The following is a 15447-nucleotide window of genomic DNA, read 5'->3' on the forward strand; positions in this document are numbered from 1 at the left end:
CGATGGTGGTGTTGGCCTGGCCGGCGAAGCTCTGCCGGCCGGTCGCCGCATTCACGTTGCCGCCGCCGCGGGTGATGCTGATGCCGCCGGTCTCCAGGCCCTGGGCCTGCACCGTGGGGGCCAGGGCGGCCGCACCGGCCAGCAGGGCGAGGGCGGCGGGGAGGATCATCTTGCGCATGGCCGGGGTCCTTTCTGTCTCTCTCGGATGACACCGGGCTTCGGCTTCCGCCTCGCCCCGGTGGTCGGCTTCGACACAGGCACCCTATCCAGCCGCCGCATCCCGGCCTGTGAACCACGCCACGCTCCGGGCGGAATCGGTGTCGGCAGCCGGCGGGCAGGACCTTCGCCACAGGCCGCCACCGTGCCGCGACAGGCCTGGGCCGCCTGCGGCCTGTCGCCGAAGGCGGGCGATCACCGGCGGTGCCAGCCTGCATCGGGCCGTCGGTGCTGGCGCCGGCGCTGTGGCATGCTTCTTGCGGGTCCCGTCGCCGACGCCGCCGGGCAAGCGCCCGGGCAGCGGGGCGATCGCAAGGGGACCGGGACCATGGAAATCGGTGTGTTCATCCCGATCGGGAACAATGGCTGGCTGATCTCGGAGAATGCGCCGCAGTACAAGCCGAGCTTCGAGCTGAACCGCCACGTCACCCAGCGCGCCGAGCATTTCGGCCTGGATTTCGTCCTCTCGATGATCAAGCTGCGCGGCTTCGGCGGGAAGACCGAGTTCTGGGACTACAACCTGGAATCCTTCACCCTGATGGCCGGGCTCGCGGCGGTGACGCAGCGGATCAAGCTGTTCGCCACCGCGCCGGTGCTGGCCCTGCCGCCGGCCATCGCCGCCCGGATGGCGACCACCATCGACAGCATCTCGGGCGGCCGCTTCGGCATCAACCTGATCACCGGCTGGCAGCGGCCGGAATATGCGCAGATGGGGCTCTGGCCCGGCGACCAGTTCTTCGAGACCCGCTACGAATATCTGACGGAATACGCCACCATCCTGCGCGAGTTGTGGGCCACCGGCCGCTGCGACCTGAAGGGCAAGCACTTCCAGATGGATGACTGCCGGATGCTGCCGAAGCCGACCGGCGACATCAAGCTGATCTGCGCGGGGTCGAGCGGCCAGGGCATCGCCTTCTCCGCCCAGCATGCCGACTACAATTTCACCCTCGGCGCCGGCGTGAACACGCCCTGCGGCTTCGCCCCCTCCGCCGCGAAGCTGCAGGCGGAAGCGGCGAAGACCGGCCGCAAGGTCGGCACCTTCGTCCTCATCATGGTCATCGCCGCCGAGACCGACGAGGAGGCCTTCGCCCGCTGGGAACACTACAAGGCCGGGGCGGACCGGGAGGCGCTGGCCTGGCTCGGCCTGCAGGCTGCCGCCGACACCCGGGCCGACACGCACATCAAGGAAGTGGTGAACCCCGTCTCCGCCATCAACTTCAACATGGGGACGCTGGTCGGGTCGCATGCCTCCGTCGCCCGCATGCTGGACGAGATGGCGACCGTGCCCGGCACCAGCGGCGCGCTGCTGACCTTCGACGATTTCGTCCGCGGCATCGAGGAGTTCGGGACCCGCATCCAGCCGCTGATGGCCACGCGCCGGCACGCCCTGGCGGCGGCCTGACCGAAGCGGTGGACCGGGTACGGCGCCGGCCCGCCCAGGGGCCGGGATGCCGCGGCGGGCCGGGAAGCCGGGGCGGATGGGGCCGCGGCGACACGGTCCGGCAAGGCAACGGTCGCGCCGGGCATTGCGCGGCACTACATGTCAGGCTGATACAACCTGACCGGATGGCCGCTCCCGCTGCCATCCCCGCCGAGGAAACCGCATGTCCGACGCCGTCCGCCTCACCCGCCTGCCCAGTGGCCTGACCGTCGTCTCCGAGACCATGCCGCGGGTCGAGACCGTCTCCATCGGCGCCTATGTCGCCGCCGGCACGCGGCACGAGACCGCCGCCGAGAACGGCGTGTCCCACTTCCTGGAGCACATGGCCTTCAAGGGCACCGCCCGCCGCAGCGCCGCCGACATCGCGCGCGAGATCGAGAATGTGGGCGGCCACCTGAACGCCTACACCAGCCGCGAGAACACCGCCTACTACTGCAAGGTGCTGAAGGAGGATGTCGGGCTGGCCGCCGACATCATCGGCGACATCCTGACGCATTCCACCTTCATCCCCGAAGAATTGGAGCGCGAGCGCGGCGTCATCCTGCAGGAGATCGGCCAGGCGAACGACACGCCGGACGACATCATCTTCGACCATTTCCAGCTGACCGCCTTCCCCGGCCAGCCCATGGGCCGCCCCACCCTGGGCACCGAGGAGGTGATCCAGGGCATGCCGCGCGACGCGCTGGTCAACTACATGCGCCAGCATTATGGGCCGGAGCGCATGGTGATCGCCGCCGCCGGCGCGGTGGAGCACGACACCGTCGTGGACCTGGCCCGCCGCCACTTCGCCGACCTGCCGACCGTGGCGCCGCAGCCGCCCGAGGCCGCCCGCTACCAGGGCGGCGAGTTCCGCGAGGAGCGGGATCTCGACCAGGTGCATATCGTCCTCGGCTTCCCCGCCACCGGCTACAAGGACAAGCTGCACTACCCGACCCTGCTGCTTTCCACATTGCTGGGCGGCGGCATGTCGTCCCGCCTGTTCCAGGAGATCCGGGAGAAGCGCGGCCTGGTCTATTCCATCTACTCCTTCGCGCATCCCTTCCAGGATGGCGGGCTCTTCGCGGTCTATGCGGGAACGGGAGAGAAGGAGGCGGAGGAGCTGGTTCCCGTCACGCTCGAGGAGCTGCGCAAGGTGCAGACCGACGTGACGCAGGACGAGCTGGACCGCGCCAAGGCGCAGTTCCGCGCCTCCCTCCTCATGTCGCTGGAAAGCACCGGCAGCCGCACCGAACAGCTGGCGCGCCAGCTGCAGGTGCATGGCCGCATCATCCCGGTGGAGGAGACCAAGGCGCGCATCGCCGCGGTGACGGTGGAGGATGTGCAGGAAGCGGCGCGGGCGGCGTTCCGCTCGGCGCCGACGCTGGCCGCGCTCGGGCCCGCGGGCAAGGTGCCCGGGCTGCCGGCGATCGCCGAGAAACTCGCCGCGTGACGAAGGGGGGCCTTGCCCCCCTTCGATACCCCCCACCAGGGGTCAGGCGACCCCTGGACCGGCCCGAGTCTGGAAGACACCATGTCCCACGCAGATACGCTTCAGGATCTGGTCGCCGCCGCGAAGCGGGCGGGCGCCGATGCCGCCGACGCCATCCTGGTCAGCAACGCCTCGCTCTCCGTCGCCCGCCGGCTCGGCAATATCGAGCAGCTCGAACGCGCGGAGGGCTTCGACCTCGGCCTGCGCGTGTTCGTCGGCCAGCGCCAGGCGATCGTCTCCTCCACCGATCCCTCGCCCAAGGGCTTCGCCGCGCTGGCGGAACGCGCGGTCGCCATGGCCCGCGTGGTGCCGGAGGATCCCTTCGCCGGCCTGCCCGATGCGCCGGACGGGCTGACCACGGTCGATCTCGACCTCGCGGATACCGAGGAGCCGCGCGCCGACCTGCTGATCGCCCGTGCCGCGGCGGCCGAGGACGCGGCGCTGGCCGTCGCCGGGGTCAACAATTCGGAGGGCGCCGAGGCCGGCTGGGGCCGCTACGCCATCGCGCTGGCCGCCAGCAATGGCTTCGTCGGCGAATATGTCCGCACCAGCCACAGCATCTCCGTCACCGCCCTGGCGGGCCAGGGCACGGGGATGGAGCGGGACTACGACTATTCCTCCACCGTCCATCTCGCGGATCTCGAGGATGCGGCCATGCTCGGCCGCCGCGCCGGGGAGAAGGCGGTGGCGCGGCTGAACCCGCGCCGGCCGAAGACCGCGCGCCTGCCCGTGGTGTACGACCCGCGCGTCGCGTCCTCCCTGCTCGGGCATCTGGCGGGCGCCATCAACGGCGCCGCGGTCGCGCGCGGCACGTCCTTCCTGCGGGACCGCCTTGGCCAGCGCGTCATGGCGGCGGGGCTGACGGTGGTGGACGACCCGACGCGGCGCCGCGGGTTGCGCAGCCGCCCCTTCGACGGGGAGGGGATGCAGGGCACCCGCCGCGCGATCGTCGAGGACGGGATCCTCACCACCTGGGTGCTGGACTGGCGCAGCGCCCGGCAGCTCGGCATGGCCAGCACCGGCCATGCCAGCCGCGGCACCGGCGGCCCGCCCAGCCCGTCCACGACCAATCTCTGGCTGGAGCCTGGCAAGGTGTCGCCGACGGCGCTGATGGCCGATATCCGCGAAGGCCTCTATGTGACCGAGCTGATCGGCATGGGCGTCAACGGCGTGACCGGCGACTACAGCCGCGGCGCCGCCGGCTTCATGATCCGCGACGGCGCGCTGGCCGAGCCGGTCAGCGAGATCACCATCGCCGGCAATGTGAAGGACATGCTGCTGGAGCTGACGCCGGCGGATGACCTGGAATTCCGCCGCGGCACCGACAGCCCGACGATCCGCGTCGAAGGCCTGACCCTGGCCGGCGCGTAGGACTCAGGCCGGTCCAGGGGTCGCCTGACCCCTGGTGGGGGGTGCCGGGGGGCGACGCCCCCCTCGATCCGCGGTCACGCCCTCCAGGCGGCTTCCGTCGCCAGCGCGCAGGCCTCGATCGCATCCGGCGTCCGCTGCAGCATCCCGTCGGCCTCGTCGAAGCCGGAGTGGTTGGACAGGAGCGCCGTCACGGTCTGCCGCGCCGCCGCGTCCTTCGCCGGGCGGGTGCCGGCGATGTCGCTTGCGATCCGCGGCGCATGCGGTCCGGCCGCCGGCCGGAACTGAAGGACGTGCCGCCCGACAGCCTGCTGCGATGGATCCGCCCGTCCTCCCGCAGGTCGAACAGCAGGGAGAGGGTGCCGGGGCTGTGGCCCGGCATGGCCAGCGCCGCCGCCGCCGTGTCGCCCAGGCGGAGGATGCCGCCGTCGCCCACCACGATCTCGCGCTGCGGCGGGCACCCCGTGGCGGCACGTCAAACTCCAGGCCGGTCTCCAGCATGGTCCAGTCCCGGCCGCTCATCGCCATCTGCGCACCGTGCCGCCGCTTGAGGAAGGCGGCGCCGCCAGAGTGGTCGCCATGACCATGGGTGACGAGAATTCGCTTCACCTGCGCGGGGTCGAGGTCGAGGCGGCGCAGCCGCGCGCGAGCCGGCCGCGCCAGGTCCGCGAGACGGCGTCGGCGCGAAGATCGGCGCGCGGGCGGCGGTTGGCGAAGCGCCTGGCGGCATTGCCTCTCCCGCGGGCGAGGCGGCGGCGGTGCCACGCCGCCTCCAACCCGGATTCCGCCGCGGCGCGGCGGGGCACTCCGCCCGCCGTTGCAAGCGCGTGATGCGCGCGGGCGTGAGACGGCGCCGGCCGCCGATATCCTACCCTGCCGCCTCCGCCGGCCGGTATCGCGCCGCGCCGGCGGGGCCTGCAGGCCGGCTGCGCCCGATGGGGGCCGCGCAGCCCGTGCCTGCCATGGCCTGCCTTGCCTCGTCACGCGCCCGGCCAAGCGACGCCGGCCGCCGCCTGCAGAGTTCCGGGGGGACCGCGCCATCCGTATCCATGCGCTCGACTCGCTTCGCGGGATCGCCGCCCTGTCGGTCGTCCTCTATCACTGCCTGCTGGTCTGGCCGTCGCTGCATGCGACGCTGGCTGACCACGGCGTGCCCTTCTTCCACACGGCGCAGGATCCGCTGGCCGTCGCGCTGCTGACCATCCCGCCGCCCAGCCTGCTCTGGGCCGGGCGGGAAGCGGTGCTGCTGTTCTTCGTGTTGAGCGGCTTCGTGCTGGCCCAGTCCTTCCTGCGCGGGCCGCAGCCCTGGCTGCCCTTCATCCTGCGCCGCGCCTGCCGCCTGCTGCTGCCCTGCCTGGCGGTGACGCTGCCGGTGGCGCTGCTGGTGGCGCTGGCCGACCCCTCGCCGCAGCCGGGCTGGAGCGTCTGGGTCACCGGCCATTGGGCGGAGGCGCCGACGCTCGGCCAGCTGACATCGCATGCGCTGCTGCTGGCGCAGCCCTACGACCTCAACAGCCCGCTCTGGTCGCTGCACTACGAATGGCGCATCTCCCTGGCCTTCCCGCTGCTGGTGCTGCTGGGGGCGACGGGGCCGGGGCGCGCCATGCTGGCCAGCCTGGCCGGCATGGCGCTGGCGGCGGCCGAGATGCGGCTGCTGGGCAGCGACTGGCTGTCCTCCCTGTTCTTCCTGCCGCATTTCATGCTTGGGGTGCTGCTGGCGCAGGCCGGGCCCGCCCTGCCCGCCCGCCTCGCCGCCCTGCCGCCGCGCGGCCGCGCCGGGCTCTGGCTGCTCTGCTACCTGCTGCTCACCTACCGCTGGCTGGGGCCCGGCCCGGCGCTGCTGCTGGACCTGCTGAACGGGCTGGGCGCGGCGCTGCTGATCCTGCTCGTCCTGGCCTCCCGCCGGGTGCAGGCGATGCTGGGCTGGGCGCCGCTTGCCTGGCTGGGTGCGACGTCCTTCAGCCTGTATCTGGTGCATGTGCCGGTGATCCTGGCCGTGCTGCACCTGGCGCCGCCGGCGATGCCGCTGGTGGCGCAGCTCATTGCCGCCATCGGCTTGTCGCTGCTGCTGGCCTGGGCGCTGTTCCATGCGGTGGAGCGGCCGTCCATGCGGCTGGGCCGCGCCCTGGCGGCGCGGGTGGAGGCTTAGGGCAGATCCCGCTCGGGTGGACTCACCTGAGCGGGTGAAGATGCTCGTCGATTCAAATGACCGGAGCGGTTGCCGTGAGCCATGGCGAACGGAAACCGCGCCAGGAGTTCGCCCGGGGCGGGCGGATCGGGGCCTGGCCTGCCGGCGCCCCGCCGGGGACGCCGCGCCCAAGCGCCCCCCCGCAAGGGTCCCCCACGGGCGCCCGCGGCCTGCACCTGGACGCCGCCGCCGGAACCCGGCATGCCGCCGCCCAGTTGGGACAGCCCCGGGACACGGGGGGAATGGGGGTGCCATGGCCGTCAAGGACTGGCGCAAGTCGCGCGAGCAGATGGAGCGGGAGGCGATCGCCGCCCTGGCCGAGCTGGTGGCCGACGAGGATGGCGCGCTGCCGCCGGAGGAACTGGCGACGCTGACGATCCTCACCGCCCATCAGGTGCCGGAATTGGTGGCGATGGGCGCCTTCGCCGAGGGCGAGCTGGACGACGCGGCGCTGGCGGCGATGGCGGTGGTGGTGGACATCGCCGCCGGCTGGGACGACGAGGCGGAGGCGGTGGCCGAGTATGTCGCCGAGCTGGACGAGCACGACATCCTGCGCCTGCGCCGCAACGCCCGGGTCTGGGCGGCCGCGGTCTGGGGACAGATGGTCCCGCTGAGCGAGGCGGAGAAGCTGACCACGCTGGATGCGCTGCGCCACGGGGATTGAGGGCCTGGCGGCGCGATCCGGCCGGCAAGCGGGCCTTGCCGGCATCCCGGCCGGGTCCTCCGGAGCGGATCGCGGAACGGCGCGAGCGCCGTGGAGCGTGAAGCCGCCCCTCTGTCCAAGGTCCGGATCGCGGAGCGGCGCGAGCGCCGGGGAGCGTGACCTCGTCCCTCGCTCGACGGCGCGGCGCGGCTTGGCTGTTCGATGATCGCGCAGGCCGCCCCGGTCCGGCCGGGGAAGGGGCTGGACGCGGCGCCGCGCCCAACTCCCCCCGGCGGCACCGCTCAGAGCAGCGGGTCGGGCGCGACGAGCTTGGTGAAGGTAAGATCATCGAAACCGAAATAATCGGATGTCGATGAATCATGGTCGTTCGACGCGAACTCGATCCGGCGGGCGCCGGCGAAGGTCCCCTGCGCGCTGCCGTCGTCGAAATGGATCAAGGACAGCAGGTCCCGGTCCACCACGAAGGCCTTGCTGCCGATGGCATGCGTGCCGGCGACATCCGAGAAGGCCGTCACCGTGATGGTGAGCCCGTCCCGGAAGGCGGCGCTGAAGGCGGCGGCGTTCAGGGTGAAGGCGGCGTCGGAGGTGAAGGAGAGCGCGGTCCCGGCCGGCGAGGCATAGCCGTCCACCTCGAACCCGCCGGCCTCGGCGATGAAGCCGATGCTGCTGCCGGAGGCGGCGGTGTAGCCGGAGCCGGCGGCATAAACCGATTGCGGCCCGACATTCACCGCCCCCGCCTGGTTCCAGTGGAAGCCGCCATAGTCCACCACCTTGGTCTCGGCACCCGGGGCCAGGCCGAAGGCTTCGAAATCCAGCGTGGTCGTCACCGCCACCGGCCTGGGCGGCGGATCGAGCGCGATGACCCTGGTCGGCGAGACGGTGAAGGTCGTGCCCTCGGCCGAGAAGCCGAGGGGCGTGGATCCGACCGGGCCGAGGAGGGTGTTCTCGCCGATCGAGAGGTTGCGCAGCACCCCCGTGGTCGACTGCACGCCGACGCCGAAATAGACATAATTGCCCAGCGGCGAGAGCAGCGGGCCGAAGGCGGTGCCGATATCCTGGCCGAGCGCGTCGACATCCGCCTGGATCTCCCTGCCGGAGGAGCGGTCGAAGACGGCGATGTCGCCATCCCGGCCGCTCAGCCCCTGCACGACGATCCGGTCGCCGGCCGCGTCGATGCCGAGCGAGAGGATCTGCACGGTCGGGCTGAGCAGGCTGGTGGCGGCCTGGGGCTGAAGCTGGGTGATGCGGCCGGTCGCTAGGTCCTGGACGAAGATGTCCACCAACCCGTCCGTGTCGCCCGGGACGATGCCGTTGGCCACGCTGGTGAAGACCGCCGTCGAGTGGTCCGCCGAGACGGCGGAGAGTTGAAGGCCGGGTATGGCCTTCGGGTTGAAGCTGGACATGCACGCACCTTTCCATGTCGGCCGGGGCGGGACAGGCCGCGCGACCGAGGTTGCCCGCCCCCGGCGGCCTCCGGCACGGGCCGCCTGGGCACGGGTGAGGGCCGCGGCTCGCGCCGCGGGGGCCGTGCGGGGGCTTGCCCCTTCCCGGGGGGGCTTCGGCCGGCGCGGCGCCGCTGCGTCTTCGTGTCCGCAACCTGGGCGGTTACTCGGCTGCGACCTGAAAGCTTCCGGTTGAACGCGGCGCCGGGCGGCCCGGGGCGCGCGCGGCACCGGCGGCGGAAGGCGCATTGCCGGCTCAACGCCGCCGGCGATCCGCGATAGCCTGCCGCCAAACCAGGATGGGGAAGGGGACGGACACATGGGCCAGGTCCAGGGCAAGGTCGCGCTCGTCACCGGCGCGGCGGCCGGCATCGGCGCGGCAATCGCCACGACGCTCGGACGGGAAGGGGCCAGGGTGGTCCTGACGGACCTCGACGATGCGCGTGGGGAGGCGACCGCCGGCGCGATCCGTGCCGCGGGCGGGGACGCGCTTTACCTGCACCAGGACGTGACGGACGAGGCGCGCTGGCAGGACGTCATGGCCGAGATCGAGTCGCGGCATGGCCGGCTGGACGTGCTGGTGGCGAATGCCGGCATCGCCATCATCGCCCCGATCATCGGGATGTCCCTGGCCGACTGGCGGAGGCAGACCGCGGTGAACATCGACGGCGTGTTCCTGTCCGCCAAGCACGGCATCCCGCTGATGCGGAAGCCGGGCGCGGGGAAGCCGGCCTCCGGCGGGTCGATCGTCATGATCTCCTCGGTCGCCGGGCTGCGCGGCTCGGCGGGCCTCGCCGGCTATTCCGCGACCAAGGGCGCGGTGCGGCTCTTCGCCAAGTCGGTCGCGTTGGAATGCGCCGGCGCGCGCGACGGCATCCGCTGCAACAGCATCCATCCCGGCATCATCGAGACCGCGATCTGGGAGAAGATGCCGGCCGGCGCCAACGACGCCCGGCGCAACGCCCCGCTCGACCCGCGGGCGATCGCGGAGGCGACGGTGCCCACCGGCCAGCTCGGCACGCCGCAGGACGTGGCGAATGCGGTGCTCTTCCTCGCCTCCGACGCGTCCTCCTACGTGAACGGGTCGGAGATCGTGGTGGATGCCGGGCTGATGGCCGGGCGGGTGGGGAACCTGGCGGCGCGATAGGGCCGGCGGCCGGGGCGGCGGGTCACCCCGCCGCCATCCCCCGCAGCCCCGCCAGCCCTTGCGCCAGCGCGTCCTGCAGCAGCCAGGCATCGCCGCCCCAGGCGATGATGCGGAAGCCGTCCGCCAGGGCTTGGCGCGCCTCCGCCTCCCCCGTCACCAGCCGCCCCAGTCCCTTGCCGTGCTTCCGCGCGGCGTCGCAGATCCGCCGCGTCGCCGCCCGGAATTCCGGGTGGTCGAACTGCCCGGCGATGCCGAGCGAGGCCGAGAGGTCGTAATGGCCGAGCCAGAGCGCATCCACGCCGTCGAGCGCCGCGATGGCCTCGGCGTTCTCGACGCCCTCGGCGGTCTCGATCATCAGCACCAGCGTGGTGCGGTCATTGGCCGCGGCCAGGGCTTCGGCCGCCGGGGCGGCACGGTAATTGTCATGCGCGATGCGGATGGCGACGCCGCGGCGGCCGAGCGGCGGGTATTTCAGCGCGGCGACCGCGGCCTTCGCGACCTCCAGGCTGCCGACCAGCGGCAGCATCACGCCTTCCGCCCCCACATCGGCGATCCGGGCGATGTCATGCGTCTCGCGCGACGGGATGCGGACCAGGGTGGGGATGCCGCCGGCTTCCAGGAAGCGCAGGCCGGACTTCACCGTCTCCTCCGAGAAGCCGCTATGCTCCATGTCGAGGAAGGCGAAGTCGCAGCCGGCGCCGGCCAGGATATGGCCGATGCCGGGGGTGACGAATTCCACCAGGAAGGTACCGGCAACCAAGTCCCCGGAACGGAACATCCGCTTCAGTGATTTTCCCATGAATTCCTCCCGTTCTGCCGTGGATACTGGCCGGCCCGCAGGCATTTGCGCACCCCTGCATGCCATGCCTAACTGCAGGAGAAGTCCACGGGGGAATGCACCGAACGATGCCGGAAGCGCCGACGCCGACGCGCCCCCTGCCGCCGCCCGACCCGCGGGTGGACTATTCGGTCCCCGTCGGCGACACGGTGAAGACCACCACCTGCTACATGTGCGCCTGCCGCTGCGGCATCCGCGTGCATCTGAAGGATGGCCGGATCCGCTACATCGAGGGCAATCCGGACCATCCGGTCAATCGCGGCGTCATCTGCGGCAAGGGCAGCGCCGGGATCATGACGCAGTATGCGCCGGCGCGGCTGAGCAGCCCGCTGCTGCGCGTCGGCGAACGCGGGGCGGGCGAGTTCAAGGAGATCTCCTGGCCCGAGGCGATGGAGATCGCCACCGGCTGGCTGAAGCATGTGCGGGAGACCGACCCGAAGCGTTTGGCCTTCTTCACCGGCCGCGACCAGAGCCAGTCCCTGACCGGCTTCTGGGCGGCGCAATTCGGCACGCCGAATTTCGCCGCGCATGGCGGCTTCTGCAGCGTGAACATGGCGGCCGGCGGGCTGTACTCGATCGGCGGGTCGTTCTGGGAGTTCGGCGAGCCCGACTGGGACCGCTGCAAATATGTCCTGATGTTCGGCGTGGCCGAGGACCATGACAGCAACCCGATCAAGCTCGGCCTGTCGCGGGTGAAGGCGCGCGGCGCCAAATTCGTCAGCGTGAACCCGGTGCGGACGGGCTATTCCGCCATCGCCGACGAATGGGTCGGCATCCGGCCCGGCACGGACGGGCTGTTCGTGCTGGCGCTGGTGCATGAGCTGCTGCGGGCCGACAAGGTCGATCTCGACTTCCTCGCCCGCTACACCAATGCCGCCTGGCTGGTGGTGCGCAATCCGGGCGGGGCGGATGACGGCCTCTTCGCCCGCGACGAGGCCGGCGCGCCGCTGGCCTGGGACCGCGCCCGCGGCGCCGTGCCGGCGAAGGATGCCGACCTCTCGCCCATGATGGTGGGCGACTACACCCTGCCGGATGGGCGGAGCGCGCGGCCGGTATTCCACCTGCTGGCCGAACGCTACCTCGACCCGCAATACGCGCCGGAGGCCGTCGCGGAGCGCTGCGGGGTGGACGCCGCGCGCATCCGCCGCATCGCCGCCGAGATCGCCGAGGTGGCCTTCGAGCAGGCGATCACGCTGGACCAGCCCTGGACCGATATCTGGGGCCGCACGCATGCGCAGACCGTGGGGCGGCCGGTGGCCTTCCATGCCATGCGCGGGATCAGCGCGCACAGCAACGGCTTCCATTCCTGCCGTGCGCTGCACCTGCTGCAGATGCTGCTGGGCGCCGTGGATACCCCCGGTTCCTGGCGCTACAAGTCGCCTTTCCCGCGGCCGATCCCGCCCGGCCCGCCGCCGGCCGGCAAGGGCGCCAAGCCGAACACGCCGCTGGCCGGCAACATCCTGTCCTTCCCGCAGGGGCCGGACGACCTTCTCGTCCATGACGACGGCTCGCCGATCCGCATCGACAAGGCCTTCTCCTGGGATGCGCCGCTGGCGCTGCACGGGATGATGCACACCGTCATCGGCAATGCCGGCGCCGGCGATCCCTACCCGATCGACACGCTGTTCATGTTCATGGCCAACATGGCCTGGAACAGCGCCATGAACCCGGGCGAGGTCATCCGCATCCTGACCGACAAGCGGGAGGACGGCGACTATGTCATCCCGCATGTCATCTACTCGGATGCCTACTACTCCGAGACGGTGCCCTATGCCGACCTGATCCTGCCGGACACGACCTACCTGGAGCGCTGGGACTGCATCTCGGTGCTCGACCGGCCGATCGGCAGCGCGCATGGCACGGGCGACGCCATCCGCCAGCCCGTCATCACCCCGGACCGCGATGTGCGGCCCTTCCAGGAAGTGCTGATCGAGCTGGGCGCGCGGCTGGGCCTGCCGGCCTTCGTGAAGGAGGATGGCAGCCCGCGCTTCAAGGACTATCCGGACTACATCGTGAACCACCAGCGCGCGCCGGGCATCGGGCCGCTGGCCGGGTTCCGCGGCGCCGACGGCAGCAAGAAGGGCGTGGGCGAGCCGAACCCCGACCAGCTGCAGCGCTACATCGAGAATGGCTGCTTCTGGCGCGACCACCTGCCGCCGGAGCAGCATTGGTACAAGCACGCCAACCAGGCCTATCTGGATGGCAGCAAGGCCATGGGCCTGATCCCCAACACCAACCAGATCGTCCTGCAATTGTGGTCGGAGCCGCTGCAGAAATTCCGCCTGGCCGCCGAGGGCCATGGCGAGCGGCAGCCGCCGGAGCATCTGCGCGAACGGGTCCGGACCTATTGCGACCCGCTGCCGATCTGGTACCCGCCGCTGGAACAGCAGGGTGCCGATCTCGGCCGCTTCGACCTTTCCGCCGTCACCCAGCGGCCGATGGCGATGTACCATTCCTGGGGCTCCATGAATGCCTGGCTGCGGCAGATCCACGGCGCCAACAAGCTTTACATGGCGCGGGAGCGCGCCGGGGCGATGGGCCTCGCCCAGGATGACTGGGTCTGGGTGGAAAGCCGCAACGGCCGGCTGAAATGCCAGGTCTCGCTGATGGAAGGCGTGAACCCGGACACGGTCTGGACCTGGAACGCCATCGGCAAGCGGGCCGGCGCCTGGGGGCTGAGCGAGGACAGCCCGGAAGCCCTGCGCGGCTTCCTGCTGAACCATGTCATCTCCGAATGGTTGCCGGCGCAGGAAGGCTTCCGGTCGGCGAATGCCGATCCCGTCACCGGCCAGGCGGCCTGGTACGATTTGCGCGTGCGCGTCACCAGGGCCGAGGGGCCGGGCGTGACCGAGCCGCATTTCTCCACCTTGCATGACCGTCCGGGCGCGCCGGCCCGGCCCGATGTGCTGAGCTACAGCGTGAAGGCCCGCGCATGACCTGCCTGCCCACGCCCGCGCCGGGCGCGAAGAAGCTCGGCCTCGTCATCGACCTCGACACCTGCGTCGGCTGCCAGGGCTGCGCGACAAGCTGCAAGGAATGGAACGCCTCCGGCCATTCCGCGCCGCTGCCCGACTACAAGCCCTACTCCGCCGGTGCCGAGGGCGTGTGGTTCAACCGCGTCCACAGCTACGAGGCAGGCGAGGGCGCCGAGGGCCGCACCGTGCATTTCCCGCGGTCCTGCCTGCATTGCGAGACGCCGGCCTGCGTCACCGTCTGCCCGACCGGTGCGTCCTACAAGCGCGCCGAGGACGGCATCGTCCTGATCAACCACGACACCTGCATCGGCTGCGGGCTGTGCGCCTGGGCCTGCCCCTATGGCGCGCGGGAGATGGACGAGCAGCAGGGGGTGATGAAGAAATGCACCCTCTGCGTGGACCGCATCTACAACGAGACGATCCCCGAGGCGCAGCGCCAGCCGGCCTGCGTGCTGGCCTGCCCGACCAAGGCGCGGCATTTCGGCGACCTGGGCGACCCGGACAGCGCCGTCAGCCGCCTGGTGGCGGAACGCGGCGGCCAGCCCCTGATGCCGGAACTTGGGTACAAGCCGGTCAACAGCTACCTGCCGCCGCGCCGCCGGCCCGACCCGGCGCCGGTCGAGGATGCGCCGACCCAGATGGACATCAGGAACCCCGTCCTGCGCTGGATGGACCGGGTGCTGAGCCGCTGAAACCGCCCGCGCCGGGGCTTTCCGGCGCGGCGCGACGTGGCATGCTGCGCGCATGAATCCCGCGCCTTCCATCGTCTTCTTCACCACCGCCTCCGGCGCCGGCTATGGCCTGCTGTTCTGGCTGGGGCTGCTGCGGCCGGTCGGGCTATTGCCGGCCGTGCCCGCCTTCGCGCTGCTCTGCCTCGCCGTCGCGCTGGTGCTGATCACCGCCGGCCTCGCCTCCTCCCTGCTGCATCTCGGCAATCCGCAGCGGGCCTGGCGGGCGCTGTCGCAATGGCGCTCCTCCTGGCTGTCGCGGGAAGGCGTGGCGGCCAGCATCACCTATGTGCCGGCGCTGGTCTTCGGCTGGGCGCTCTGGGCCGGCCAGCCCGGCCTCGCCACGCTGGCTGGGCTGCTGGCGGCGGCGGGCGCGGCGGTCACCGTGTGGTGCACCGGGATGATCTACGCGTCCCTGAAGCCCATCCCGCAGTGGCACCACCCGCTGGTGGCGCCGGGCTACGTGTTGCTCTCGGCCTATTCCGGCATGGCGCTGCTGGCCGCCGTCTCGGCGCTGGGCGGCGTGGTCGGCGGCCCGGCGAGCTTCATCGTCACCCTCGGCATCGCCGGGGTGATCCTGAAGCTGGCCTACTGGAACATGATCGACGGGCTGCGCCCGGTGGCGACGGCGGAAAGCGCCACCAGCCTGGGCTTCATCGGCAAGGTCCGCCCGCTGGACCCGCCACATACCGAGACGAACTACCTGCTGCGGGAGATGGGGTTCAGGGTCGCCCGCAAGCATGCATCGGCACTGCGGAAGCTGGCCCTGGCCCTGGCCTTCGGCCTGCCCATCCTGCTGGCCCTGCTGGCCACGCAACTCGGCGGCGGCGTGGCGCTGGCGGCGCTGCTGCTGGCCGCGCTCAGCGCCCTGGGCGGCCTGCTGGTCGAACGCTGGCTGATGTTCGCCGAGGCCACGCACACCGTCACGCTGTACTACCGCGGCGGCTGACGCATCGCGGCCAGGGGCCGCAT

The 15447-nt window shown here is 71.5% G+C and carries 11 protein-coding genes and 1 pseudogene; 9 read left to right on the plus strand and 3 right to left on the minus strand.

All coding sequences use genetic code 11. From position 1 onward, the window contains the following. Nucleotides 1-544: 544 nt before the first annotated feature. The 3 genes from rutA to E2C05_RS12725 all read left to right on the plus strand — a co-directional run bounded on the left by rutA (nucleotide 545) and on the right by E2C05_RS12725 (nucleotide 4496). Nucleotides 545-1618 carry a pyrimidine utilization protein A gene (gene rutA / locus E2C05_RS12715; RefSeq protein WP_133220012.1) on the plus strand — a complete coding sequence of 358 codons (1074 nt, stop codon included), beginning with the start codon at nucleotides 545-547 and terminating at the stop codon, nucleotides 1616-1618. Nucleotides 1619-1820: 202 nt separating this feature from the next. After that, on the plus strand, nucleotides 1821-3086 hold the full coding sequence (locus tag E2C05_RS12720) for a M16 family metallopeptidase (protein ID WP_133220013.1): 1266 nt from the start codon (nucleotides 1821-1823) through the stop codon (nucleotides 3084-3086). A gap of 81 nt (nucleotides 3087-3167) precedes the next feature. Then, nucleotides 3168-4496: a TldD/PmbA family protein gene (locus E2C05_RS12725; protein ID WP_133220014.1), complete on the plus strand. Its 1329-nt coding sequence runs from the start codon at nucleotides 3168-3170 to the stop codon at nucleotides 4494-4496. A 468-nt stretch (nucleotides 4497-4964) separates the two neighbouring features. Here E2C05_RS12725 and E2C05_RS35405 read toward each other — a convergent pair. Continuing rightward, nucleotides 4965-5534, minus strand: a pseudogene (locus E2C05_RS35405) (MBL fold metallo-hydrolase); the annotation flags it as partial. A 4-nt stretch (nucleotides 5535-5538) separates the two neighbouring features. Between E2C05_RS35405 and E2C05_RS12735 the strand changes: the two are divergent. After that, complete coding sequence (locus E2C05_RS12735; RefSeq protein WP_408901618.1) at nucleotides 5539-6642, plus strand: acyltransferase family protein; 1104 nt, start codon at nucleotides 5539-5541, stop codon at nucleotides 6640-6642. A 292-nt stretch (nucleotides 6643-6934) separates the two neighbouring features. Continuing rightward, nucleotides 6935-7345: a hypothetical protein gene (locus E2C05_RS12740; RefSeq protein ID WP_133220016.1), complete on the plus strand. Its 411-nt coding sequence runs from the start codon at nucleotides 6935-6937 to the stop codon at nucleotides 7343-7345. Between the two features lie 281 nt (nucleotides 7346-7626). Here the strand turns inward: E2C05_RS12740 and E2C05_RS12745 are convergent, their stop codons facing one another. Continuing rightward, nucleotides 7627-8748, minus strand: coding sequence for a hypothetical protein (locus E2C05_RS12745; protein ID WP_133220017.1), 1122 nt, complete (start codon nucleotides 8746-8748; stop codon nucleotides 7627-7629). A 358-nt stretch (nucleotides 8749-9106) separates the two neighbouring features. Here E2C05_RS12745 and E2C05_RS12750 point away from each other — a divergent pair, with 358 nt between their 5' ends. Continuing rightward, on the plus strand, nucleotides 9107-9934 hold the full coding sequence (locus E2C05_RS12750; RefSeq protein ID WP_133220018.1) for a glucose 1-dehydrogenase: 828 nt from the start codon (nucleotides 9107-9109) through the stop codon (nucleotides 9932-9934). 22 nt (nucleotides 9935-9956) lie between these two features. On the opposite strand, the gene E2C05_RS12755 is transcribed toward E2C05_RS12750, so the two are convergent. Further along, nucleotides 9957-10712: an HpcH/HpaI aldolase family protein gene (locus E2C05_RS12755; protein ID WP_205082799.1), complete on the minus strand. Its 756-nt coding sequence runs from the start codon at nucleotides 10710-10712 to the stop codon at nucleotides 9957-9959. 116 nt (nucleotides 10713-10828) lie between these two features. On the opposite strand from E2C05_RS12755, the gene E2C05_RS12760 reads away from it, so the two are divergent. The 3 genes from E2C05_RS12760 to E2C05_RS12770 are packed head-to-tail and all read left to right on the plus strand — an operon-like array spanning nucleotide 10829 to nucleotide 15424. After that, a complete protein-coding gene (locus E2C05_RS12760) occupies nucleotides 10829-13708 on the plus strand; it encodes a molybdopterin oxidoreductase family protein (protein WP_240046720.1) in 2880 nt (959 codons plus the stop codon). Then, a complete protein-coding gene (locus E2C05_RS12765; RefSeq protein ID WP_133220021.1) occupies nucleotides 13705-14439 on the plus strand; it encodes a 4Fe-4S dicluster domain-containing protein in 735 nt (244 codons plus the stop codon). Before E2C05_RS12760 ends, E2C05_RS12765 begins: the two co-directional genes overlap by 4 nt. A gap of 52 nt (nucleotides 14440-14491) precedes the next feature. After that, nucleotides 14492-15424 (plus strand): dimethyl sulfoxide reductase anchor subunit family protein, encoded by a 933-nt coding sequence (locus tag E2C05_RS12770; RefSeq protein WP_133220022.1) that lies wholly within the window; start codon nucleotides 14492-14494, stop codon nucleotides 15422-15424. Nucleotides 15425-15447: the final 23 nt, after the last annotated feature.

The sequence above is a fragment of the Paracraurococcus ruber genome (assembly GCF_004353985.1).
Classification (GTDB): domain Bacteria; phylum Pseudomonadota; class Alphaproteobacteria; order Acetobacterales; family Acetobacteraceae; genus Paracraurococcus; species Paracraurococcus ruber.

Coding starts and splice junctions, on each gene's coding strand:
- E2C05_RS12745 (WP_133220017.1), bottom strand. CDS start 8,748: ATGTCCAGCTTCAACCCGAAGGCCATACCCGGCCTTCAACTCTCCGCC.
- E2C05_RS12725 (WP_133220014.1), top strand. CDS start 3,168: ATGTCCCACGCAGATACGCTTCAGGATCTGGTCGCCGCCGCGAAGCGG.
- E2C05_RS12760 (WP_240046720.1), top strand. CDS start 10,829: ATGCACCGAACGATGCCGGAAGCGCCGACGCCGACGCGCCCCCTGCCG.
- E2C05_RS12755 (WP_205082799.1), bottom strand. CDS start 10,712: ATGTTCCGTTCCGGGGACTTGGTTGCCGGTACCTTCCTGGTGGAATTC.
- rutA (WP_133220012.1), top strand. CDS start 545: ATGGAAATCGGTGTGTTCATCCCGATCGGGAACAATGGCTGGCTGATC.
- E2C05_RS12740 (WP_133220016.1), top strand. CDS start 6,935: ATGGCCGTCAAGGACTGGCGCAAGTCGCGCGAGCAGATGGAGCGGGAG.
- E2C05_RS12720 (WP_133220013.1), top strand. CDS start 1,821: ATGTCCGACGCCGTCCGCCTCACCCGCCTGCCCAGTGGCCTGACCGTC.
- E2C05_RS12770 (WP_133220022.1), top strand. CDS start 14,492: ATGAATCCCGCGCCTTCCATCGTCTTCTTCACCACCGCCTCCGGCGCC.
- E2C05_RS12765 (WP_133220021.1), top strand. CDS start 13,705: ATGACCTGCCTGCCCACGCCCGCGCCGGGCGCGAAGAAGCTCGGCCTC.
- E2C05_RS12750 (WP_133220018.1), top strand. CDS start 9,107: ATGGGCCAGGTCCAGGGCAAGGTCGCGCTCGTCACCGGCGCGGCGGCC.